At 62.0% G+C, this 19,529-nt stretch carries 25 protein-coding genes; 10 read left to right on the top strand and 15 right to left on the bottom strand.

Annotated elements, in window-relative coordinates; genetic code table 11:
- Together aroQ and AC3B5Q_RS14715 are read left to right on the top strand one after the other, a co-directional pair.
- Nucleotides 1-438, top strand: a complete 438-nt coding sequence (gene aroQ, locus AC3B5Q_RS14720) for a type II 3-dehydroquinate dehydratase (RefSeq protein WP_252460895.1) — start codon at nt 1-3, stop codon at nt 436-438.
- Nucleotides 439-671: 233 nt separating this feature from the next.
- Complete coding sequence (locus tag AC3B5Q_RS14715) at nt 672-929, top strand: hypothetical protein (RefSeq protein WP_021785589.1); 258 nt, start codon at nt 672-674, stop codon at nt 927-929.
- A gap of 53 nt (nt 930-982) precedes the next feature.
- Here AC3B5Q_RS14715 and AC3B5Q_RS14710 read toward each other — a convergent pair whose 3' ends face one another.
- From AC3B5Q_RS14710 to AC3B5Q_RS14700, 3 genes are all read right to left on the bottom strand, one after another.
- Nucleotides 983-1,675: an anti-sigma factor gene (locus AC3B5Q_RS14710; protein ID WP_021785588.1), complete on the bottom strand. Its 693-nt coding sequence runs from the start codon at nt 1,673-1,675 to the stop codon at nt 983-985.
- A complete protein-coding gene (locus AC3B5Q_RS14705) occupies nt 1,672-2,220 on the bottom strand; it encodes a sigma-70 family RNA polymerase sigma factor (RefSeq protein WP_021785587.1) in 549 nt (182 codons plus the stop codon). Before AC3B5Q_RS14705 ends, AC3B5Q_RS14710 begins: the two co-directional genes overlap by 4 nt.
- Nucleotides 2,221-2,323: 103 nt before the next feature.
- Complete coding sequence (locus AC3B5Q_RS14700; RefSeq protein WP_021785586.1) at nt 2,324-2,851, bottom strand: DUF3455 domain-containing protein; 528 nt, start codon at nt 2,849-2,851, stop codon at nt 2,324-2,326.
- Between the two features lie 214 nt (nt 2,852-3,065).
- Between AC3B5Q_RS14700 and AC3B5Q_RS14695 the strand changes: the two genes are divergently transcribed.
- The 3 genes from AC3B5Q_RS14695 (at nt 3,066) to AC3B5Q_RS14685 (ending at nt 4,631) form a co-directional block, all read left to right on the top strand.
- Complete coding sequence (locus AC3B5Q_RS14695) at nt 3,066-3,353, top strand: hypothetical protein (RefSeq protein WP_021785585.1); 288 nt, start codon at nt 3,066-3,068, stop codon at nt 3,351-3,353.
- Nucleotides 3,354-3,754: 401 nt separating this feature from the next.
- Nucleotides 3,755-4,123, top strand: coding sequence for a hypothetical protein (locus AC3B5Q_RS14690; RefSeq protein WP_021785584.1), 369 nt, complete (start codon nt 3,755-3,757; stop codon nt 4,121-4,123).
- A 199-nt stretch (nt 4,124-4,322) separates the two neighbouring features.
- The gene (locus AC3B5Q_RS14685; RefSeq protein WP_021785583.1) at nt 4,323-4,631 is read left to right on the top strand and encodes a hypothetical protein; all 309 of its coding nucleotides are present in this window, start codon (nt 4,323-4,325) and stop codon (nt 4,629-4,631) included.
- Between the two features lie 225 nt (nt 4,632-4,856).
- On the opposite strand, the gene AC3B5Q_RS14680 is transcribed toward AC3B5Q_RS14685, so the two are convergent.
- A complete protein-coding gene (locus AC3B5Q_RS14680) occupies nt 4,857-5,057 on the bottom strand; it encodes a hypothetical protein (RefSeq protein WP_021785581.1) in 201 nt (66 codons plus the stop codon).
- 197 nt (nt 5,058-5,254) lie between these two features.
- Here AC3B5Q_RS14680 and AC3B5Q_RS14675 point away from each other — a divergent pair, with 197 nt between their 5' ends.
- Entirely contained in the window at nt 5,255-5,584 is a 330-nt protein-coding gene (locus tag AC3B5Q_RS14675) for a hypothetical protein (protein WP_274118907.1), read from the top strand.
- 41 nt (nt 5,585-5,625) lie between these two features.
- Here the strand turns inward: AC3B5Q_RS14675 and AC3B5Q_RS14670 are convergent, their stop codons facing one another.
- Nucleotides 5,626-5,832: a hypothetical protein gene (locus AC3B5Q_RS14670; RefSeq protein ID WP_021785579.1), complete on the bottom strand. Its 207-nt coding sequence runs from the start codon at nt 5,830-5,832 to the stop codon at nt 5,626-5,628.
- A 323-nt stretch (nt 5,833-6,155) separates the two neighbouring features.
- Here AC3B5Q_RS14670 and AC3B5Q_RS14665 point away from each other — a divergent pair, with 323 nt between their 5' ends.
- A complete protein-coding gene (locus AC3B5Q_RS14665; protein WP_274118908.1) occupies nt 6,156-6,956 on the top strand; it encodes a WaaZ-like lipopolysaccharide core biosynthesis protein in 801 nt (266 codons plus the stop codon).
- A gap of 70 nt (nt 6,957-7,026) precedes the next feature.
- Complete coding sequence (locus AC3B5Q_RS14660; RefSeq protein ID WP_101196060.1) at nt 7,027-7,527, top strand: methylated-DNA--[protein]-cysteine S-methyltransferase; 501 nt, start codon at nt 7,027-7,029, stop codon at nt 7,525-7,527.
- 4 nt (nt 7,528-7,531) lie between these two features.
- Here the strand turns inward: AC3B5Q_RS14660 and AC3B5Q_RS14655 are convergent, their stop codons facing one another.
- Entirely contained in the window at nt 7,532-7,774 is a 243-nt protein-coding gene (locus AC3B5Q_RS14655; RefSeq protein WP_103462555.1) for a hypothetical protein, read from the bottom strand.
- A complete protein-coding gene (locus AC3B5Q_RS14650; protein ID WP_103462554.1) occupies nt 7,771-8,514 on the bottom strand; it encodes a carbon-nitrogen hydrolase family protein in 744 nt (247 codons plus the stop codon). The genes AC3B5Q_RS14655 and AC3B5Q_RS14650 overlap by 4 nt, the downstream gene beginning before the upstream one ends.
- A gap of 213 nt (nt 8,515-8,727) precedes the next feature.
- Here AC3B5Q_RS14650 and AC3B5Q_RS14645 point away from each other — a divergent pair, with 213 nt between their 5' ends.
- Entirely contained in the window at nt 8,728-9,453 is a 726-nt protein-coding gene (locus AC3B5Q_RS14645; RefSeq protein ID WP_101196063.1) for a serine/threonine protein phosphatase, read from the top strand.
- Here AC3B5Q_RS14645 and AC3B5Q_RS14640 read toward each other — a convergent pair.
- Together AC3B5Q_RS14640 and AC3B5Q_RS14635 are read right to left on the bottom strand one after the other, a co-directional pair.
- Nucleotides 9,401-10,015, bottom strand: a complete 615-nt coding sequence (locus AC3B5Q_RS14640; RefSeq protein WP_103462553.1) for a LysE family translocator — start codon at nt 10,013-10,015, stop codon at nt 9,401-9,403. The two genes, AC3B5Q_RS14645 and AC3B5Q_RS14640, sit on opposite strands and share 53 nt — an antisense overlap.
- An 83-nt stretch (nt 10,016-10,098) precedes the next feature.
- Nucleotides 10,099-10,908 carry a helix-turn-helix transcriptional regulator gene (locus AC3B5Q_RS14635; RefSeq protein ID WP_101196065.1) on the bottom strand — a complete coding sequence of 270 codons (810 nt, stop codon included), beginning with the start codon at nt 10,906-10,908 and terminating at the stop codon, nt 10,099-10,101.
- Nucleotides 10,909-11,039: 131 nt separating this feature from the next.
- On the opposite strand from AC3B5Q_RS14635, the gene AC3B5Q_RS14630 reads away from it, so the two are divergent.
- A complete protein-coding gene (locus tag AC3B5Q_RS14630; RefSeq protein ID WP_101196066.1) occupies nt 11,040-11,663 on the top strand; it encodes a LysE family translocator in 624 nt (207 codons plus the stop codon).
- On the opposite strand, the gene AC3B5Q_RS14625 is transcribed toward AC3B5Q_RS14630, so the two are convergent.
- From AC3B5Q_RS14625 to AC3B5Q_RS14600, 6 genes are all read right to left on the bottom strand, one after another.
- Nucleotides 11,660-14,137 (bottom strand): autotransporter family protein, encoded by a 2,478-nt coding sequence (locus AC3B5Q_RS14625; protein ID WP_135192894.1) that lies wholly within the window; start codon nt 14,135-14,137, stop codon nt 11,660-11,662. The genes AC3B5Q_RS14630 and AC3B5Q_RS14625 overlap by 4 nt on opposite strands.
- Nucleotides 14,138-14,249: 112 nt before the next feature.
- Nucleotides 14,250-14,525, bottom strand: a complete 276-nt coding sequence (locus AC3B5Q_RS14620) for a peptidylprolyl isomerase (protein ID WP_010953969.1) — start codon at nt 14,523-14,525, stop codon at nt 14,250-14,252.
- Nucleotides 14,526-14,612: 87 nt separating this feature from the next.
- Complete coding sequence (locus AC3B5Q_RS14615) at nt 14,613-16,565, bottom strand: acetoacetate--CoA ligase (RefSeq protein WP_135192895.1); 1,953 nt, start codon at nt 16,563-16,565, stop codon at nt 14,613-14,615.
- A gap of 91 nt (nt 16,566-16,656) precedes the next feature.
- Complete coding sequence (gene eco / locus AC3B5Q_RS14610) at nt 16,657-17,136, bottom strand: serine protease inhibitor ecotin (RefSeq protein WP_021785663.1); 480 nt, start codon at nt 17,134-17,136, stop codon at nt 16,657-16,659.
- Between the two features lie 55 nt (nt 17,137-17,191).
- Nucleotides 17,192-17,962: a 3-hydroxybutyrate dehydrogenase gene (gene hbdH, locus AC3B5Q_RS14605; RefSeq protein WP_021785664.1), complete on the bottom strand. Its 771-nt coding sequence runs from the start codon at nt 17,960-17,962 to the stop codon at nt 17,192-17,194.
- Nucleotides 17,963-17,972: 10 nt separating this feature from the next.
- On the bottom strand, nt 17,973-19,364 hold the full coding sequence (locus AC3B5Q_RS14600; protein WP_021785665.1) for a GntP family permease: 1,392 nt from the start codon (nt 19,362-19,364) through the stop codon (nt 17,973-17,975).
- Between the last annotated feature and the right edge of the window lie 165 nt (nt 19,365-19,529).

Raw genomic sequence — 19,529 nt, 5'->3', positions numbered from 1 at the left:
ATGGCCGCCAATGTACTGATGCTGCATGGCATCAACCACAACATGTTCGGCAAGCGCGACCCGCGCCAGTACGGCACAGCGACCCTGGCCGACATCGACCAGGCGTTGCAGGCCCTGGGCGAAGAGCTGGGGGCGCAGGTCGAGAGCTTCCAGAGCAACTTCGAAGGCGCCATGTGCGAACGCATCCATCAGGCCTATGAGGACCGGGTAGATGCGGTGCTGATCAATGCCGGTGCCTGGACCCATTACAGCTACGGCATTCGTGATGCATTGGCCATCATCGAAGTGCCGGTGGTAGAAGTGCACATGTCCAACATCCATGCCAGGGAGCCGTTCCGCCATCACTCGGTATTTGCCGAGGTGGTGCGCGGGCAGATCTGCGGGTTTGGTGTCGAAACCTACCTGCTGGCGCTGCGTGCGGCGATGAGCATGGTCTGAGCAGGGCCGCATGGCTTAGCGGGTTTACCCGCGAGGCAGGTGACGCGGGGCATGCGGCGTCGGCTCCTGAAGTGACCGTAGGTGTGGCGGCTGTCGTGCTGCCTACCCATCCAGCATGGATGGAAAGCCAGTAGCGACTTCCGTGACTGCATAGTACGGTCCGCCTTCAACAAGCCACCCGGTTCGTTGCCTCCACCCCCACGGACCGGGGCTCTCATGACCTGGGAGGTCGAATGGAAGTCGCTACAACGATCAGTCAACAAGAACTGGATAACGCCTTGGTCGCGTTTGCACGCTACAAAATCGGAGAGATCAAGATCTTCGACCTGGAGCAGGCAATGAGCTTCGAAGCAGGCCAAGCCTTGTCCCAAAGCGGGCTGGTCCGTTTCTCAATTACCAAAATGGTGTCAGGACGTTATCGCATCAGCGATGAAGGAGAGAACGCCATCACAGAGGCTGGGCGGGATCGCCTTGAGGTGATCCGCGCCTGACCCTGGCTTCCAGCTTTACGAAGGCCGCAGACACGTGCTGCGGCCCTTTCGTGTCATATCACTTTCACCGCGCGTCCAATGAACTTCACCGGCCCTGTCGGCAGACCGGTAGGCGAGCCACCGGCTTTCTCCAGCGTCAGCTCGAACAATTGATTGGCCTCCAAAGGGGGCAGGCTTTGCAGCGGAACCCGATAGGGTTCGCCTGGTTTGACCAGGCCAAGCGAAACCGGGGCACGCCATTGCTCGCCTTTGGTCCAGAACTGCAAGGCCATGCCGTCGGGGACCGTGTCCTGGCCCAGCGGCAGCAGTTCGATCATGTGGCTGTCGCTGGCCTGCACCACCCAGCCGGGGGCCTGGCTGTTTGGCGCCACCAGCACCACCAGGTATTCCGTGGTAGAGGGGGGCGTGGTCAGCAGGATAAACGCCAGCAGCAGGCTTGCAGCCAGCCCTGCGGCGCTGAGCCCTTGCCACAGGCCGAGGCGTTGCCACAAACGCGTCTGTGTGCGCGGTGCGGGTAGCTCGTCGAGGCTGCGCTGGATACGGCGCCACAGGCGGGGGCTCGGCGGCTGTGGGGTAGACAGCGCGGTCAGCTCCAACAGCCGGGCCTCCCAGGCATCCACAGCGGCGCGGAGCGCGGGGTCGGTATGCAGGCGTTCGGCCACCGCGGCATATTGCTCCGGCGACAAGGTCCCCAGCACATATTCCCCGGCGAGGCTGTCCAGTTCTTCGGCAGAATCGGGCTTCATTCCAGACACTCCCGTAGCGCTTTGAGGCTGCGTTTGATCCAGGCCTTGACAGTGCCCAGTGGCGCGCCCAATAAACCGGCTATCTCGGCGTGGCTGCAGCCGTCCACGTAGGCGTGCAGGATGCAGCGTTGCGGTGCGGGCTGCAGTTGTTCAAGGCAACGGTAAATCTTTGCTGAGCCGGACCAGAGGTCAAGGTCATCAACCCTCCCGTGCAATGTTGACGCAGTTTCGGTGTCGGCATCGGTCAGTACCGTTTCACGGCGGGTATCGCGTATCGAATTCAGTGCCAGGTGGCGGGTAATGCTGTAGATCCAGCCCCGAGCCGAGCCGCGCGCCGGGTCGTAGCTGGCGGCGCGGGTCCAGATGCGGATGATCGCATCGTGGACGATGTCTTCTGCAGTGGCGTCGTCACGTGCGATACGCCGGGCAACGCCCAGCAGGCGCGCGCCTTCATGATCGTAGAGCGCCTGCAGGGCTCGCCGGTCACCCTGTGCACAGGCGACCAGGCAGCGATGGAAGTCGAAGGGGGCGGCCGGCGAGTTCAACGTGTGTGGCTTCCTTGTGTAAGGCAAGGTACCCCGGCCATCCAGCCGGGGGCTTGCCATCGAGCGTAGATCATCACTCGCAGGGCGTAGGCTCAGGTGCGTGTTACTTGGCTGTCCAGAACACATAGTCAGCCTGGTACTGGACGACCTGCCTGGCACCTTTGTTCTGCGTCGTGCAGTCGACTGACGGCGCCACACCACCGCGGGTAGCCAGGCGCTGGATATAGCTGACCCCCTGCATGGCGCCTTTGCCTTCGGCCGGGTTGGCCTTGACCAGTTGATACGGTATGGCGCCTTTGTCCGCCGGTGCCACTGCCAGTTGGGTGCCGGTGACTTTCGAGCCATCCTTGGCCTGCCAGGTGGCGGGCGGGCCAAAGTAGTCGCCCACCTGGTTACCGGTACGGTCATTGAGCACTGCCTTGGGACCGACGAAAGTCCATTCGGTTTGACCGGGGGTGTTGGCCTTGTCGCGGCACTCGTAGGTGATCTCGCCGACGCCGACGGTTTCGAGCAGGACGCGATGGCCATCAGGGACTTTGATCGGTTCTGGCAGCGCGCTCTGGGCGTGGGCGGGCGGCAGCGCAAGGGCGAGGCTGCAGGCAAGCAGGCAGGCGGAGTATTTGAAGTTCATTTGCAGTGCTCCTGAAAGTCATTGGGCTGGGCAGTCAAAGGCCGCCCACCAGCAATACCCGCCAACGGGCGGACTGGATGCACTGAATAAAAAAAATGCGTAGCGAGATGAGCCTGCATGTGTTTGCCTACAATCTCGAACGAGCGATGAGCCTCTTCGCCATCGCAGGACTGATTTAACGCGCACACCCCGACAACCCACGAGGACACTACAAATGAAGCGTTTGTTACTGGGCCTGTTGCTTGCCGCATCGGGCGCTGCCCACGCCGGTATTCCGCTGTTGAACGCGACATGCCCCGGAAATATCGAGGTCCATGCCGATAAAGGTGGACCTATCTACATCAATGGCAAGGAAGCCAAGCTAAAGAAATTCAATGACAACTATTTCGAGGCCAAAGGTGGAGGGGTAACGGTATCGTTGTCGATCAACCCGGACGGCTCGCCGGACGTTTCGTATACCGGTAAGAACAAAGCCAATGGCGTATGCCAGATCAAGGACTGACTGCGTGATTGCGCTGTTTGGCTGGCGCGGTGCCAGCGGGCGGTATCAGGTTGCTGGAACGGGAATTGCTGTGACCTTGAGACATTGATCATGCGGGGTACGCAGATATGACTCAGGATGACCGCTATTACATGATTTTCAGCGTGGTTGCTGTGCTGGTACTGGACCTGGCGGCGACTTATGTGTTTCTCAACGCCATCCCCTGACCCCGGTTATGGGGTAGGACTTACTCGCAATCGGGGCACGGCAGGGCGTGAGGGAAACGCCCTGAAACCTATATAGCAAACAAACCTAATGCCCGGTCGCGATGGCGCAGTAACATGGGCATACCAAAACCTAAAAAAGGGCAGGCTGCTTGGCAACATTTCCCGGTTTTCGATGGGGCTGCAGGAGCGTGTCGCATGAATAACTCAAGATCGCTAGCAGGGGCACTACTTGTATCCGGGGTAGCCATGTTGTTCATGGCAGGCTGCGCACAAAACCCTGATGTACGTGACAGCCACGATTATACGGCTGGCACTACCATGAAAAGCCCACCTGCGTATCTGGGGTGCGTCAAAGGCGAGCTACAAAGCAATGTGAAAACCTATGAAGTCGAGGGTGATAACGCGGTCAGGCTTTTCGTCGAAAGCACTGACCCCGACAAGGCCGATGGTCTTGTAGAGTTGCGGGGCGCGGGAGCCGAACGCCACTTCACGGCCTATCAACGTGATGCCTGGTACGACCATGGCAGGTTGCTGGATGCTGCACTGATGTGTTCAAAAGCGTAATCATCCTACCCCACACCAATAGCCCGCCGTCGAGAGCGGGCTTTTTGTCTGCCGATCGCCTGCCCGGCAACGTTCAAAAAGGGCGGGTGGAGCCGGTATGGCCTGAGCAGCGTTGCTTTGCATTTGCCGGCCCCGCCCGTAATAATCGTTGTATTTGGATGGAGAGTCGCAGGTGGAAGCAAGAAGCGTAGTCGCCGAAATGTTCATTGGGATTCCGACGCATTTCTGGGTTTTGCCTGTTGCCGGCCTGGTTGCCTACTACGGGCTGAAGTGGTCCGCCAGATCCAGTCATCGTGCCACCCTGCTACAAGCCTCGACTTACCTGTTACTGCTGGCACTGGCAGTTCTGCCCAACGGCTTTTATGCACTGTTTCCTCCCGCGCCCGAGCCGGATGTGCTGTTGAATCAAACGCCGTTGCCCAACTATGCAGGGCGCTTCTACCTGGATGCGTTCTATGTCTTCAGTGGCTGGGCGCTGAGCAAAGTAGTCAAGTTAAAGTTCAGCTGATTCGCAGCTCGCATACCTGTCGCGCTGACGGGATCAGTAATTGCATACCCCTTTTGAAACCGGCGCATCTGGGGGATACGGCAATGCTCTCTGAAGATCTGTACGTCATGTTCCTGTTTGTCGGCAGTGTGTTGGCCCTGGATATAGCAGCCATTGTGTTGTACAGGGGAGCCAAGCCCTGACCCCGGGTTTGGCCCGCAATGGCGCCGGAGTATCCTCAGGGCTTCAGCTTTTCTCCTGTACCTGCAGCACCGAACCCTTGTCGTCAGTTGCCAGCAGTCCGCCGGCGTTGGTGTCGTCTGATTGTCGCTCGGCAAGGGGGACGTCCTGCGAGCGAAAGATACTATGGCCCTGTTCACCGGTTTTAAGGGTGACGAGTTTGCCGTTCTGATAGAAGAACTGAGTGTGGTTGGCGTTCGTTTGCATGGTATGAAGCCCTGCCGAGTCGTGGTGTGATGTCCCTCGGGAGTTTCACTGTTGCGGCGTGCCCCGGCTACTGGCAGAAATATCAGGTGCGCTACACAGATCTCGCTTGGGCTTCGTCCTGCTGCAAGACTTTGGTTGATTGGTAACGCGGTGTCATCGCCGTTAGAATGCAGCGTATCCATAACGGCTGATTGCAAATGCCTACATTTCGTATTTTTCTCGCAACTGTGTTGGTTGCCAGCCTTGCCGGTTGCGCAACCCCTGGCAAACCCACAGCCAGCAAACTGACCAAAAAGTCGCCGCAGCAGTACGCCGCCTGTGTCCTGCCAAAATGGCAGGCGCTGGCACCCCAGGCCACGCAGAAGTCGATAGCCCACGGCTACCGGCTCACGGCATCAAGTGCCGTGGCAAGCGACGATGTGCTTGACGTAGTCGACGTTCGCGAGGGCAGCCGCGCGACCTTCTACAAGGGCAGCTTTCTGTCTGGCGACAAGTTACGCCAGGCTGCCAAGGAATGTCTGGATTGAGTCAGTAACCCGAGCTTGCTGAGCCGCGCAGATCTCTACGGTTACCCCGCGTCATCCCGCTTGTTCAAATGCTCGCACTTCACCTGCGCCTCCTTCCGGTTTGGATAGCTCGGCTTGAGCCGCTCCTTTGCCTGATTGTCATAAATGTCGAACCCTCCACAAACGGTAGCGGCGTAGTAGCGGCTGCCTACGCGGAACGACTCCTTTTCGATCGGCACAGCGGGAACGATAACGAATCTTGGTTGCATTTTTCGTGCCTCCCCAGGCAGATGTTTAAGTATTAGTCTCACCAGTGGTAAGCATCAAGCAGGCTCATGACGAAAGGCGCTTAGTACCCGTCCGTCACCATCGGTGATGGTTATCGCTATTCCTGATCCACAGTAGGGGAACACTTTTTCACCGGGGGGCTGTCATGGCACTTGGATAAGCCGCTATTCGCTAGGCTGAAACCCCGCCAAGCAAGGGATTGGCGGTTGACTGAAGTTCAGCCAGGTAAAGTTAGGTAAAAGCGGCGGCGGCATATAAACTGATCAGTCTTGTGGTTTGTACTGTCCGGTTAAAGATGCCATTGATGAACACACATCCGTTGCAGCCAAGTGCTGAACGCGGGGCGTTCGCCCATTTCGAGGCGTGTCGCAACACCCAGAAGGGCCCCGTGGTGATCCTTGCCTCCGGCGCTTCTGCCAAACAGTTTCCACTGGGCGAGTTTGCGCATTTGCCCATCATCGCCATGAATGGCTCGGTCGCCATGACCGCCGAACACGGCATAAAACCTTTCTTCTACGTGTGCACCGACAAAAGCTTTTGCCAGCAACAGCCGGCCTTGTTCGCCACTGCCGTGCGCGACAGCGAACGCCTGGCCCTGTGGCCAGAGCAGTATGCGCGTGCCGATGTGCCAGCCCACACCCAGTGTTATGCCTTGCACAAAGCCGACACGCCGAGCCTGCTGGACGGTTTGCGCGGCCAGGGTGACAGTTGCGTGTGCAACCGGGCACTGTGGAGCAAACGCAGCCGCTCCATCGCCTTCAGCAAAAACCTGGCCCACGGTTTCTTCGATGCTCGCACAGTAGCTTATGTGTCCTTGCAACTGGCTTATCACCTGGGCTTTGAAGAAGTGTTGCTGGTAGGGGTAGACCTCGATCAGAGTGCCGGGCGCTTTTACGAAAACGGCCAAGGGCAGTGTTCGCCGTGCGGGCTCGACCAGCATTGGGACAGCCGCATCCTGCCGTCGTTGACGCTAATGGCCAGGGAGGTGGTGAACGAGCATTTCCGCGTCTACAACCTGTCGGCAACATCACGCATTCCCGCTGAACTGATACCCAAGGTCACGCTCAGCCAGGCGCGGCACATTGCCGGCTGCGCAATGAACTGAGCAAGAAAGCGGGTGCATGAAAGACTGTGGATGCGTACAGTTGGGCGGTCGCAACTTGCAGGAGCCGGCTATGTCCAGCGCATTCACGATCATGCCATCGCCCGTCGGTATGCTCACCCTTGTGGCCCGTGGCAACTGCCTGGCAGCCGTATTGTGGGAAGAAGAGCGGGAAAACCGCGTACGCCTGGGCGCACTGCACCGGGACGACCAGTGCCCGGTACTGCTGGAAGCCGCTCGCCAGCTGGGCGAGTACTTTGACGGCAAGCGCCAGCGTTTCGAGCTGGCGCTGGATTTTGCCGGTACTGAGTTCCAGCGTCAGGTGTGGGCTGCGCTGCTGGCGATACCGTTCGGCGAAACCCGCAGCTACAGTGACATTGCCCGGCAGCTCGGCAACCCCAGGGCGGTACGCGCGGTCGGTGCTGCCAATGGCCGCAACCCGATTTCGATCATCGCCCCGTGTCACCGGGTAATCGGCGCGTCGGGCAACCTGACCGGTTTTGCCGGTGGCCTGGCGGCCAAGCAGTACCTGCTGGCGCTGGAAGGGCGACAAAGCCTGGCACTGGACCTGTAAGGCGTCAATCGAACCCGCTGGCAATCAGGCAGGCCAGCACGGCCAGCACCGTACCAGCGATCAAGGTGTACTGCCGCCGCGCCTGACGTGCGCGGGGCTCGACCTCACGCAGGTACTCGCCGGGCGTAGGCGCATCGGGCCGATGGCGCAAACCCTCGGCCACATTGGCGAGTTGACCCTGAATCAGCAAGCCGACCAGGCAGTAGGTGCAGGCGTAACTCAGCAACACCAGAAACAGATAGATCATGCAAGGTACGGGCTCAAGGGCAGGGTGATCGCGCTGGCACTGCGGGTGTCGAGTACGATCAGGCCTTCACTGTGGTCATCCAGGCTGGCCAGCAACTGCCCTTGGCTGTCCCACGCGGCAGAACCGCCGGCACCGATGAAGGTGTCGGCCGGCCCCACGCAGTTGGCCATCAGCACTGGCATGCCCAGCTCGCGTGCCACCTCTGGGTAGTGCGCAAATCCCTCGCGCATACCCTTGGCGGTTTTCGCAACGCTGACCAGGTACAGGTCGGCACCGCGCTCGCGGGCCACGGCGGCATGTGCCAGGAACATCGATTCGTAGCAGATTGCCGGCGCCACCCGATGTTCACCCACCTCCAGCAGCAATGCCTGATCACCTGGGGTGAAGTAAGGCAGCTCATCATCATGCAAGCGCTGCTTGGCATAGGCCTGGCGCGGCGCCCCAGGACAGAAGATGGGCATGCCGATGCGTATGCCGTCGGGCGTCGGTAATGGCAGGCCCACGGCAACCGTAATGCCCAAGCGGTCACACGCTGCCTGCAGCGGGTCCAGGCGCACGGAGGTGACGGGCAGGGCGGCCTGGCGTGCCACACTCGGCTCATAGCCGGTCAGTGACAGCTCGGGGAACACGACCAGTTCGGCACCCAGGGCCGCAGCCTGCTCGATGCAAACCAGATGGCGCTGGAGGTTGGCTGGCAAATCGCCCTTGAGCGACGCCAGTTGTACGGCGCACAGTTTCATCAAGACCCTTCCCTGGTAGTGGTTCAGTGGCGAGCATACTATCGGCACCAACGCCTGTACCAGTGAAGGGTTTTCAGGAAGCGCTCAAGTGCGCAACGAAACGCACCTCGACCTGCGCAGCCGCGGTGCCTTGTGCCATGCTGTCAAGTGACAGCGCCATGAGCACGGCACGCGCGAAAGCGGGCATGGTGGGACCAGCAGAGGAAGACGGTAATGGCACGGTTTCGGCGGCTGATCGCCAATATCCGGGGACGGGATCTGGCCGTGGGCGATATCCATGGCCACTTCCAGCGCCTGCAACAGTGCCTGGATGCGGTAGGGTTCGATCCGGCGGTGGACCGCTTGTTCAGCGTGGGTGACCTGGTCGACCGTGGGCCGCACAGCGAGGCAGCGCTGGAATGGCTGGCCCAGCCTTGGTTCCATGCCGTCCAGGGCAATCATGAAGCCTTGGCAATCACCCGCGTGCGTGGTGGGCGGCTCGACCTGGGCATGTACCGAGCCGCCGGGGGTGGTTGGTTCCTCGACTTGCCGCGGCGCGAGCAACTGCGTTTCGTGGAGCGTTTCGAGCAGTTGCCGATTGCCATGGAAGTGGAGAGTGCGGACGGGCTGGTAGGCCTGCTGCATGCAGACAGCCCGTTTGCCGACTGGGCAGTCTTACGCACCTGGCTGGAACTGGATGACGACCCTGAAGTGCGCCAAGTGTGCCAGTGGTCGCGTCGGCGCCTGAAAGAGGGGGACACCCAACCGGTGCAGGGCCTGCGAGCCCTGCTGGTCGGCCACACCCCGGTGCTGGAGGCCAAGCTGCTGGGCAATGTGTGGCACCTGGACACGGGGGGCTGGGCCAGCGGCCATTTCACCTTGGTCGACATGCGCACCTTGCAACGGGTCAGCCCCGAGCCAGATGCAGCAACAAAGCCCCCGCCAAGATCACCAGCATGACCCCCGAGGCCCGCTCCAGCCACGCCAGGTTGCGGGCGAATCGCCGCAGTACCCGCTGGTTGCCGATGGCCACGGCGACCAGCAGGTCCCAGAACAGGACGATGCTGAACATCCATACGGCGTAGGCAGCCTTCCAGCCGGGGCTGACGCTGGCGACCATGCTCGCCAGGCTGGCATAGAACAACGCGTTCTTGGGGTTGAGGATGCCGGACAAGAAGCCCATGCCCAAACTGCGCCACCAGCCATGAACCCGCTGGCTGCCGGCGACTGCGCCCAGGCTGGTTTGCCCGGCATGGCGCAGGAACAGCACGCCGATGTACAGCAGGTAGCTGGCGCCTGCCAGTTGCAGGGTGGTGAACAGCGGGCCGCCCTGCTGCAGTACCGAAAGCCCGGTGAAGGCCATGACGATGAACGCGCCATTGGCCAGTGCTATGCCCAGGCAGGCGCCGCTGGCGATGCGCCAGCCGCTGTTGATCGCGTTGCGTGCGACCAGGAAAAAGTCCGGGCCAGGTGAGAGCAGGGCAAGGAAGTGGGCCAGGGCGATGATCATGAATTGTTGCATTGGGGGCTGCTCTACGGAAAAAACCGCAGTCTGCTGCCGGGCCCGTTCTGGCGTATTGAACAATATTGCACCTGCAGCAGCCTTCAGTTCCCTCGGTACTGCCCCGGCGTAACCCCCACATGGGCCTTGAACACCCGCTGGAAATGGCTCTGGTCAGCAAAGCCAAGCTGATAGGCCACTTCCGCCAGGGCCAGCCCTTCACTCAAAAGTTGCCGCCCGCGATTGACCCGGGCATTGAGCAGGTAGGCATGAGGCGTGAACCCGGTAGCCGCACGAAACGCGCGGATCAGTTGATAGCGCCCAAGCCCGGCCTCCCGCGCCAATACCTCCAGGCTCAATTGCGCAGGGTCCTGCTGCTCGATGCGTGTAAGCAACCCGCTCAAGGTGGCGGTTTCCAGGGTGGGGGGCGCTGCCAGCGGTGGGTGCGCGGAAAAGTCCAGGTCGCCCAGAAAGGCAATCAGCGCCGCATCTTTCTCGCCGGTGCAGGCACTGGAAAACAGTAACCTGTTCAGCGCGCAGAACTGCCGATATACCTCAGCCTCCCTGCAGATACGCACCGGTTCGCTGGCTCCGATACCGCCAAGACCTGACTCCAGGCGCAACTGCGTCAGCCAGTCGGCATCCACATGCAGCATCTGATAGCTCCAGGCCAGGCCGGGTGCCGGGTTGCAGGCATGCACGCGGTGGGCGGGGACCATTACCAGTGTGCCGGGTACCAGGTGCTGCTGCCCGTCGGCAGCCCCGGTGAAATGGCTGTGGCCAGCATCCACCGCACCAATGGAAAACGTCGGGTGGCTGTGGGCCTTGTAGCAGGCCCGGCTATCGCAGGCGCGCCGGCTTTCGACATGTGCCAGGGCCGGGTCGCGCCACAGGGCGGCGTGGGAACGGGGCATTACAGGCTCCTCGGTATTGCCGGAAGGGTAACAGGTACCGCGCACCCGTACAGTTTTTATCACTGGCTGTTACTTGACCCCAGGGCCCGGAACGCGCCGAAATAGAGGGCTGTTGTCAGAGGAAAACGAGAATGGACCTTTCAAGCCTGCTGCTTTTCATCCCCGCCTGCTTCGCCTTGAACATGGCGCCAGGGCCAAACAACCTGTTGTCGTTGCACAACGCCAGCCGTTACGGCCTGCGCACCGCCTGCGTGGCCGGCGGCGGCCGTATCCTTGCCTTCTGCGGCATGATCGCCCTGGCAGCGATGGGCCTGGCAGTGGTGTTGCATACCAGCGAATACCTGTTCCTGGCCATCAAGGTGGTGGGCGCGGCCTACCTGTTCTACATCGCCTGGCAACTGTGGCGCGCACCGGTGAGCGAGACCGTGGTGGCAAGCGATCACCCAGGCGGCACTTGGCGCCTGGCGCGCCAGGAGTTCTGGGTGGCGGCCGGTAACCCCAAGGCCATCCTGATCTTCACCGCGTTCCTGCCGCAGTTCGTCTCGGTCGGTAGCAGCACCCCGGTGAGTGAGCAGTTCCTTTGGCTGGGTGTGTTGTTCCTGCTGTTGGAATGGGCGGCCATTGCCATCTACTCAGGCCTGGGCGCCTACATGCAGCGTTGGTTCAGCCAGCCTGGCCCACGCCGGATGTTCAACCGGGTCAGCGCTTCCTTGCTGGGTTGCGCGGGCCTCGGTCTGCTGGCTGCGCGCCGCTAGAACTGCCAGCGCACGCCCAGGTTCACGCCGCTGGCTTCCTGCTGGCGGCTGTCCAGGTTGGCGGTGTACTGCACGCCGCCATGCAGGCTCAGCGCTTTGTTGACCTGCGCTACCACACCGCTTTCCAGTTGCACCGAGGTATAGCGGTAATCGGTCCTGATCTTGTCTGCGTCATCGAAGGTCAAGGTGTCGCGCCCACCGTCACCGTGCCACAGGTTGACCTGCGCATAGGGTTGCAACAGGCGCCCGCTGCTTCCTGTGAACGCACCTTCCAGGCGCAGGCCCAAGCGACCTGTCAGCTCGACCTGGGCGTCATGGCTGATGCGCGAGACGCTGTCGCTGGCGCTGTCCAGCGCGACCTTTTGCGCAATCAGCTGAGCTTGCGGTTCCACGCGCCAGCGCTCGGACAGGGTGATGGGGTAGCCCGATTCCAGTGAAGCTGTCCAGGCGTGGCCGTCGACGTTCAGCGTGTCGCCACGATCGGAGCGGGCGCGGCCATCCAGGCGGGTGTACTGCAACACCGCGTCCAGGTACGCGCCCTGTGGCCCGACCAGCGTCCAGTAGGTGCCCACGCTATCGCCATCGAGCTTCAGGTCGCCCACGCTGCGGTCTTGAACGGCCAGGGCAAAACCTTTGACGTCGGCGTCCAGGTGGCTGTGGCTTACGTAGATACCGACATGCTGGCGGTAACCGTTCTCGCCAACCTTGGCATACAGGTCCTGGCCTACCTTGAAACCGTACAGGTCGCCGTCCAGGCTCGGGTTGACCGTGCCGCTCCATTGCTGGCGCAGCGCGCCGCCGTAGGCTTGCCCCCAGCTGGCGGGCAGGGCGCTTTCACCTTGCAGTAACAGCTGGTCGCCCTGGCGTTGGTGGAAGGTGCCCAATGCCTGGCGGGCGATGATCGCGGCACCCCGTGGCGCTGCGGCATAAACCGGGACCTCGGGGCGGTACAGCGGCAGGCTTTGGCCCTGCGCCGGAGCAGGCAGCTCGGCTTGGCCGGGCGCGGGTGCAGCAACGGGCGGGATGACGGCCGGGGTGATCACCGGCGGCTCGCCCGGTGCCGGCACAGGGGTTGGAGCGGGTGGCGCAACCAGCGTCGAGCGCAAGTACCAGCTGTTTTCACTGCCAGCAGTGACGCCGCCTTTGAACAGCCGGTAGTCGTAGGCACCGGCCGATAGCCTCTGGGCCTGTACAAAGGCGTTGGCCGTGCTGGTGGCGCCGTCGCGGGCTTCGACCACCTGGATGCCGTTTTGGGCAGTCGCCGCACCTGCGCCGTTGAGGTTGTTGATGAGCACCTGGGTAGAGCCGGCGATGGCACCGCGGCTGATCACCAGGCGATCGGAAGCAGCGCCATCGCCGGCCAGCACGCTGTTCAGGCGCAGGGCGCCGTTGTTGCCGGTGTAATCACCCTCGATGCTCAAGCGGCCCATGGCATCATTGCCGGCTGTGAGGTCAAGTGTACCTGCGTTGCTGATTGCGGCGCGCTGGTCCGGGGCAAATGCAGTGATTACCCCTTGGCGTGAAGTGATGCTGCTGCTGGCGTCGAGGGCGAGGCTGCCCGTGCTGCTGTTGCTGTCGCCCAGTACCAGCGTGTCATCCAGTGCCAGCCGGCTGCCATTGTTCAGCGCCACACGCTCCCAATTCACATAGCGGGCACCGCCTGCCGGCTGGCTGGCATCGAACGTCAGGCTATCGGTACCGTCGCCACCGTCCACAGTGATACTCAGCACCTCGGGCGTGAGGCCTTTGAGCAGTGCCGTGTCATCACCTGGCCCCGCATCCACGCGCCCGCCAATACTGCCACCGTCCCAGGTGAAGCGGTCGTTGCCAGTGCTCAGCAACACATCGCCGCCAACCTGGCCGCCATGCACCAGCACCTGGTCATCGCCACCGCTGACGCTGATATTGCCGCCGATGTTGCCATCGAAGACTTCGATATAGTCCTTGTCGAAGGCCGCGATGACGTTCCGGTCGACGCTGCCGCCACGCATGATGAAGGTGTTCTCGTCCAGCCGCATGTTGACGTTGCCGATACGGCCGTTGTCCATTTCGGCATAGTCGCCGCTGTCGAACGTGCCCTTGATCCAGCCGCCGGTCATGTGAAAGGTGTCCAGGCCATCGCCCTGGTTGACGTTGCCTTCGATGACGCCGCCGCTCATGGCGAAGTCATCGATGCCGGCACCCTGGTGGATGTTGCCGCCAACACTGCCAGAGGCCATGTCGATGCTGTCTCTGCCGGCGCCAAAGGTTACGTCGCCGGTGATGGCGCCGCTACCGGATGCCGGGAATACCAGGCGGTTATCACCGCTGGTGTCCACCAGCGAGGGCGCAGTGCCGCTGTCACAGGTGTAGGTGTCGTTACCCGGGCCGGGTGAGAAGGTGCAAGCCGCGTTTGCGGCGGGCGGGGCCATGGCCAGCAGCGGGAGCGAACCCAGGGTCAGCATCAGGGTTAGACGCATCAGGAAAACCTCCATTCTCCGGGGAGTCCTGCGCACCACACGTCGTGTGCAGGGTTACCGGGGTTGTATAGAGGAGTGCGTCACGACCACAACTGGCAAAAATGTCAGGTGGCAAAAGGCTAGCGCCTTAGTCGCGGTAGAACGTTTGCACCAGGTGGTAGCCGAATTTGCTCTTGATCGGCCCGTGTACCACCCGCAAAGGCTTCTTGAAAATCACCTGGTCGATGGCACCGACCATCTGCCCTGGGCGGATTTCGCCCAGGTCACCACCCCGCTTGCCGGATGGGCAAAGAGAGAACTTTTTGGCGAGCACGTCGAAAGCCTCGCCGTTGGCGATGCGCTGCTTGAGCTTTTCGGCTTCGTCAGCGGTCTTGACCAGTATGTGGCGGGCTTGGGCTTTCATGGGCTACCTGTGTATCGGGAAAAAAGGCGGCATTATGCCTGATTGAATCCAGCAGAAGCGATCGTGCCTGAATGGCCGCGATGAATGTCAGCTCTTCAGCTCTGCGCGATCGCGAAACTGCTCCAGTGCCTCCGGGTTGGCCAGGGCATCGGTGTTCTTCACCGGCCGCCCATGCACCACATCGCGAATCGCCAGTTCCACCAGCTTGCCACTGATGGTGCGCGGTATGTCGCTGACCTGGGCGATCACCGCCGGCACATGGCGGGGTGTTGTGTACTGGCGTATTACCTGGCGGATTTGCTGGCGCAGGGCTTCATCCAGCTGCAGGCCGTCGTGCAGGCGCACGAACAGCACCACCCGCACATCCCCGTTCCAGTCCTGGCCGATGGCCACGCTTTCAACGACCTGTTCGACCTTTTCCACCTGGCGGTAGATCTCCGCGGTGCCAATGCGCACGCCGCCCGGGTTGAGCACGGCGTCGGAGCGCCCGTGAATCACCATGCCCCCGCTGGCTCGCTGCTCGGCGTAGTCGCCCTGGGCCCACACCCCCGGAAACTGGCTGAAATAGGCATCCTGGTAACGGCGGCCGTCCGGGTCGTTCCAGAAGCCGAGTGGCATCGAGGGGAAGTTGCGCGTGCACACCAGCTCGCCTTTTTCGTCCACCACGGGCTGACCCTGCTCGTTCCACACCTCCACCGCCATACCCAGGCCCTTGCACTGGATTTCGCCACGACGCACAGGCAGGGTCGGGTTGCCCAGCACGAAGCAGGAGACGATATCCGTACCGCCCGACATGGACACAAGCCACAGGTCGGCCTTGATCTTGTCGTATACATAGTCATAGCTGTGCGGTGACAGCGGCGAACCGGTGGACAGCAGCAGCCGCAGGCTGGTCAGGCAGTGGCTGGTGGCGGGTTCCAGGCCTGCCTGCTCGAGTGCCGCCAGGTACTTGGCGCTGGTGCCGAAGGCGTGGATGCCCTCGGCCTCTATCAGGTCCAGAAGGCGCCCGGGGCCCGGGTGGAACGGCGAGCCGTCGTACAGCACCAGCGTGGCACCCACCGCCAGGCCGCTGGCCAGCCAGTTCCACATCATCCAGCCGCAGGTGGTGTAGTAGAACAGCACGTCATCGGCCTTCAGGTCGTTGTGCAGGCCGTGTTCCTTGAGGTGTTGCAACAGCACGCCTCCGGCGCGATGGACAATGCACTTGGGCACGCCGGTGGTGCCACTGGAATAGAGGATGTACAGCGGGTGGTCGAACGGCAGCGGGGTGAAACGGGGCTCGCCGCCGGGCTGGAAGAAGTCATCCCACAGGCTGACGTTGGCTGCCTGGAATTCGTCGGCACGCGTGCCTTTGCGGGTATGGGGCACCACGATCAGTTGCTCCAGGCCAGGCAACTGCGCGCACACCTGGTTGACCTTGGTCACCTGGTCGATGGCCTTGCCCGCATACTGGTAACCGGCGCAGACGATCAGCAGCTTGGGTTCGATCTGGCCGAAGCGGTCGATGATGCCATGCACGCCGAATTCGGGCGAGGAGGAAGACCAGACTGCGCCAAGGCTGGTGCAGGCGAGCATGGCCACCAGTGTTTGCCAGGTATTGGGCATGATGGCCGCTACCCGGTCGCCCGGGACGATACCTGCAGCCTTGAATGCCGTTTGCAGCCCGGCCACCTGCGCGGCCAGTTCAGCATGGCTGAACACTTCGCGTTGGCCGTCTTCGCGCACGGCGACCACGGCCGGGCGGTCGTCGCGGCGGCGCAGCAGGTGTTCGGCAAAGTTCAGGGTGGCATTGGCGAACCACTGTGCATCGGGCATCTGCGGCCCTTCGCTAAGCACCTGGCTGGGCGGGGTATGCCAATGTACGTGGAAAAACTCGGCAAGGGTTTGCCAGAAGTCGGCGCGCTGTTCGATGCTCCAGCCGTGCAGGGCCTGGTAGTCGTCGAGTTGCAGGTTGTAGCGCAGGTTGACCCGGCGGCGGAAGGCATCCATCCGGCTGGCCTCGATCTGCGTTGTGGACGGGCGCCAGAGCACATCGTTCATGCCGAATCTCCTTTACCGGAACAAAGCAGGCTCAGTGCAGGATCAGCCTTGTGTTGCGAAGAAGCTGATCCTGCAGAGAAAGCGGTTCTGCTTACTCTACTTTAGCCTTTTGCACATCCTGCGATGCCGACCACACGCGGTAGCGCACTTCGACATCCTTGGGCACATACACCACTACCGGCAGCTTGCTGTTGTAGCGCAGCAGGAAGCCGTCGCCGACCACCGGCACGAAGGCCTCGGTCTTCTTGCCGTCCGGGCAGGCCATCAGTGTGCTGGCCGGGCCGCTGACGTTGTCCAGGCGGTAGTAACTGTAGCCCCAGCCTTCCAGGGTGCGCTCTTCGAGGCTGCCGCCCAGGCGCTGGCGATTGCAGTCGACCTGCAGGGTCTTGCCAGCGAGGATTTCCAGTTTATAGGCCGACTCATCGGCCTGGGCCGGCAGGTGGATAACCTGCCGGGTGAAGCCTTTTTCCGCCTCGGGGTAGGGCGCGATGTCCTTCAGGCTGGCGGCCATCGCAGGTGCGGCGGCGGCCAGGCTCAGGGCTAGAAGCGCGGTCATTGGGGTAGGGCGCATAAGGCCTCCTTGCTGATAAACGAATGCGCGGCCGTTGCCAGGCCCAGGCCGCCCGTCACTGGGCCAACCAGCCACCATCGACGTTCCAGGCGGCGCCGCGAACCTGGCTACCGGCCTCGCTGCACAGGAAGAGTACCAGCTCACCGAGGTGTTCGGGGGTAACGAAGGCCAGCGACGGTTGCTTTTCTGCCAGCAGATCGTGCTGCGCTTGCAACCGATCGCCACCCTTGGCCGCACGATCGTCGATCTGCTTTTGTACCAGCGGTGTCAGCACCCAGCCCGGGCAGATGGCATTGCAGGTGACATGACTGGTGGCGGTTTCCAGGCCGACCACCTTGGTCAGGCCGACCACACCATGCTTGGCTGCCACGTAGGCTGCCTTGCCAATCGAACCGACCAGGCCATGGACCGAAGCGATATTGATGATGCGCCCCCAGTCGCGCGTGCGCATGCCCGGCAGTGCCAGGCGGGTGCCATGGAATACGGCCGACAGGTTCAGGGCGATGATCTTGTCCCAGCTTTCCGGCGGGAACTGCTCAACCGGTGCCACATGCTGGATACCGGCGTTGTTGACCAGGATGTCGACGCCGCCGAACTCACGTTCGGCCAGGTTGAACAAGGCTTCGATCTGGATCACATCCGACAGGTCGGCCGGGTGATGGACGACCTTCACCCCGTGCCGGGCAATTTCCGCCATGGCGGGGCCCGGGTCGCCAAAGCCGTTGAGCACGATGTTGGCGCCAGCCCGGGCCAATACCTGGGCGATGCCCAGGCCAATGCCGCTGGTTGAACCGGTGACGAGTGCAGTTTTGCCTTCAAGGGTCATGCCATGCTCCTTAGACGATGCCAGTGGCGTAGAACGTGGTGATGACCACGAACACCGCCAGGGTCTTGATCAGGGTAATACCAAAAATGTCCTTGTAAGCCTCGCGGTGGGTGAGGCCAGTCACCGCCAGCAAGGTGATCACCGCGCCGTTGTGCGGCAGGGTGTCCATGCCGCCGCTGGCCATGGCGGCTACCCGGTGTAGTACTTCCAGCGGGATGTCGGCCGCGTGGGCGGCGGCGATGAACGTGTCGCCCATGGCTGCCAGGGCGATGCTCATGCCGCCCGAAGCAGAGCCAGTGATGCCGGCCAGCAAGGTCACGGTGATGGCTTCGTTCACCAATGGGTTGGGGATGCCGCGCAGGGCATCGGCCAGCACCAGAAAACCCGGCAACGAGGCGATTACCGCGCCAAAGCCATATTCCGAGGCGGTGTTCATGGCTGCCAGCAAGGCACCGCCCACCGCGCTTTTGGTGCCTTCGGCCAAACGCGTACGAATGGCCCCAAAGGCGCACACCAGGACCATCAGGATGCCCACCAGCAACGCAGCCTGCACAGCCCAGATGGCCGTCAGCTTGGTCACGTCGCTTTGTACCGGTGCACTCATGCCTGGCAATTGCAGGCTGTGGCTGGAGCCGTACCAATGCGGTATCCAGTGGGTGAACACCAGGTTCATGACCCCCACCAGTATCAGCGGCGACAGCGCCAGCCAAGGGTTGGGCAGGCTCAGGTCGGCAGCGGTTTCCGGCTCGTTGCGCAAGTTGGCGCCATAACCTTCACCGGCGCGCAGGGCCTTGTTGCGCTGGCGCTGCAGATAGGCCATGCCGGTAAAGAACACGAACAGCGTGCCGATCAGGCCCAGCCACGGTGCGGCCCAGGCGGTGGTGTTGAAGAAGGTGCTGGGGATGATGTTCTGGATCTGTGGGGTGCCGGGCAAGGCGTCCATGGTGAACGAGAATGCGCCCAGGGCGATGGTGGCCGGGATCAGGCGTTTGGGGATGTTGCTCTGACGGAACATTTCGGCGGCGAACGGGTACACCGCGAACACCACCACGAACAGCGAAACACCGCCGTAAGTGAGCAGGGCACAGACCAGGACGATGACCAGCATCGCCTGGCGGGTGCCGAGCAGGCGGATGGCCGCAGCGACGATCGAGCGGGAGAAGCCGGACAGCTCGATCAGCTTGCCGAACACCGCGCCCAGCAGGAATACGGGGAAGTACAGTTTGATGAAACCGACCATTTTCTCCATGAACACCCCCGTGAACGCAGGGGCGACGGCAGAAGGGTCGGTGAGCAGGACAGCGCCGAGGGCGGCGATGGGGGCGAAGAGGATTACGCTGTAACCGCGGTAGGCGGCCAGCATCAGCAAGGCCAGAGCGGCGAGTGCGATGAGCACGGTCATCGGGGTGGGTCTCCTGGGTGAGTCTTGTTTTTATCGTTGAACAGGAGATAGCGGGAATCGTGCCAACTATGTAACTTGCTGATTTGTAAGGGATAAAGAGTTTTGTTAGAAGTTTATGTCTACATTCAGAGACGCCAGGGGCTGCTTTACAGCCTATCGCTGGCT

Source organism: Pseudomonas sp. D5(2026), from assembly GCF_057766845.1.
This window is presented reverse-complemented; position numbering and strand designations above follow the sequence as displayed.

Excerpts from the sequence above, each read along its gene's own strand:
- aroQ (WP_252460895.1), top strand. The coding sequence starts at position 1 with ATGGCCGCCAATGTACTGATGCTGCATGGCATCAACCACAACATGTTC.
- AC3B5Q_RS14715 (WP_021785589.1), top strand. The coding sequence starts at position 672 with ATGGAAGTCGCTACAACGATCAGTCAACAAGAACTGGATAACGCCTTG.
- AC3B5Q_RS14710 (WP_021785588.1), bottom strand. The coding sequence starts at position 1,675 with ATGAAGCCCGATTCTGCCGAAGAACTGGACAGCCTCGCCGGGGAATAT.
- AC3B5Q_RS14700 (WP_021785586.1), bottom strand. The coding sequence starts at position 2,851 with ATGAACTTCAAATACTCCGCCTGCCTGCTTGCCTGCAGCCTCGCCCTT.
- AC3B5Q_RS14695 (WP_021785585.1), top strand. The coding sequence starts at position 3,066 with ATGAAGCGTTTGTTACTGGGCCTGTTGCTTGCCGCATCGGGCGCTGCC.
- AC3B5Q_RS14690 (WP_021785584.1), top strand. The coding sequence starts at position 3,755 with ATGAATAACTCAAGATCGCTAGCAGGGGCACTACTTGTATCCGGGGTA.
- AC3B5Q_RS14685 (WP_021785583.1), top strand. The coding sequence starts at position 4,323 with ATGTTCATTGGGATTCCGACGCATTTCTGGGTTTTGCCTGTTGCCGGC.
- AC3B5Q_RS14680 (WP_021785581.1), bottom strand. The coding sequence starts at position 5,057 with ATGCAAACGAACGCCAACCACACTCAGTTCTTCTATCAGAACGGCAAA.
- AC3B5Q_RS14675 (WP_274118907.1), top strand. The coding sequence starts at position 5,255 with ATGCCTACATTTCGTATTTTTCTCGCAACTGTGTTGGTTGCCAGCCTT.
- AC3B5Q_RS14670 (WP_021785579.1), bottom strand. The coding sequence starts at position 5,832 with ATGCAACCAAGATTCGTTATCGTTCCCGCTGTGCCGATCGAAAAGGAG.
- AC3B5Q_RS14665 (WP_274118908.1), top strand. The coding sequence starts at position 6,156 with ATGAACACACATCCGTTGCAGCCAAGTGCTGAACGCGGGGCGTTCGCC.
- AC3B5Q_RS14660 (WP_101196060.1), top strand. The coding sequence starts at position 7,027 with ATGTCCAGCGCATTCACGATCATGCCATCGCCCGTCGGTATGCTCACC.
- AC3B5Q_RS14655 (WP_103462555.1), bottom strand. The coding sequence starts at position 7,774 with ATGATCTATCTGTTTCTGGTGTTGCTGAGTTACGCCTGCACCTACTGC.
- AC3B5Q_RS14650 (WP_103462554.1), bottom strand. The coding sequence starts at position 8,514 with ATGAAACTGTGCGCCGTACAACTGGCGTCGCTCAAGGGCGATTTGCCA.
- AC3B5Q_RS14645 (WP_101196063.1), top strand. The coding sequence starts at position 8,728 with ATGGCACGGTTTCGGCGGCTGATCGCCAATATCCGGGGACGGGATCTG.
- AC3B5Q_RS14640 (WP_103462553.1), bottom strand. The coding sequence starts at position 10,015 with ATGCAACAATTCATGATCATCGCCCTGGCCCACTTCCTTGCCCTGCTC.
- AC3B5Q_RS14635 (WP_101196065.1), bottom strand. The coding sequence starts at position 10,908 with ATGCCCCGTTCCCACGCCGCCCTGTGGCGCGACCCGGCCCTGGCACAT.
- AC3B5Q_RS14630 (WP_101196066.1), top strand. The coding sequence starts at position 11,040 with ATGGACCTTTCAAGCCTGCTGCTTTTCATCCCCGCCTGCTTCGCCTTG.
- AC3B5Q_RS14625 (WP_135192894.1), bottom strand. The coding sequence starts at position 14,137 with ATGGAGGTTTTCCTGATGCGTCTAACCCTGATGCTGACCCTGGGTTCG.
- AC3B5Q_RS14620 (WP_010953969.1), bottom strand. The coding sequence starts at position 14,525 with ATGAAAGCCCAAGCCCGCCACATACTGGTCAAGACCGCTGACGAAGCC.
- AC3B5Q_RS14615 (WP_135192895.1), bottom strand. The coding sequence starts at position 16,565 with ATGAACGATGTGCTCTGGCGCCCGTCCACAACGCAGATCGAGGCCAGC.
- eco (WP_021785663.1), bottom strand. The coding sequence starts at position 17,136 with ATGCGCCCTACCCCAATGACCGCGCTTCTAGCCCTGAGCCTGGCCGCC.
- hbdH (WP_021785664.1), bottom strand. The coding sequence starts at position 17,962 with ATGACCCTTGAAGGCAAAACTGCACTCGTCACCGGTTCAACCAGCGGC.
- AC3B5Q_RS14600 (WP_021785665.1), bottom strand. The coding sequence starts at position 19,364 with ATGACCGTGCTCATCGCACTCGCCGCTCTGGCCTTGCTGATGCTGGCC.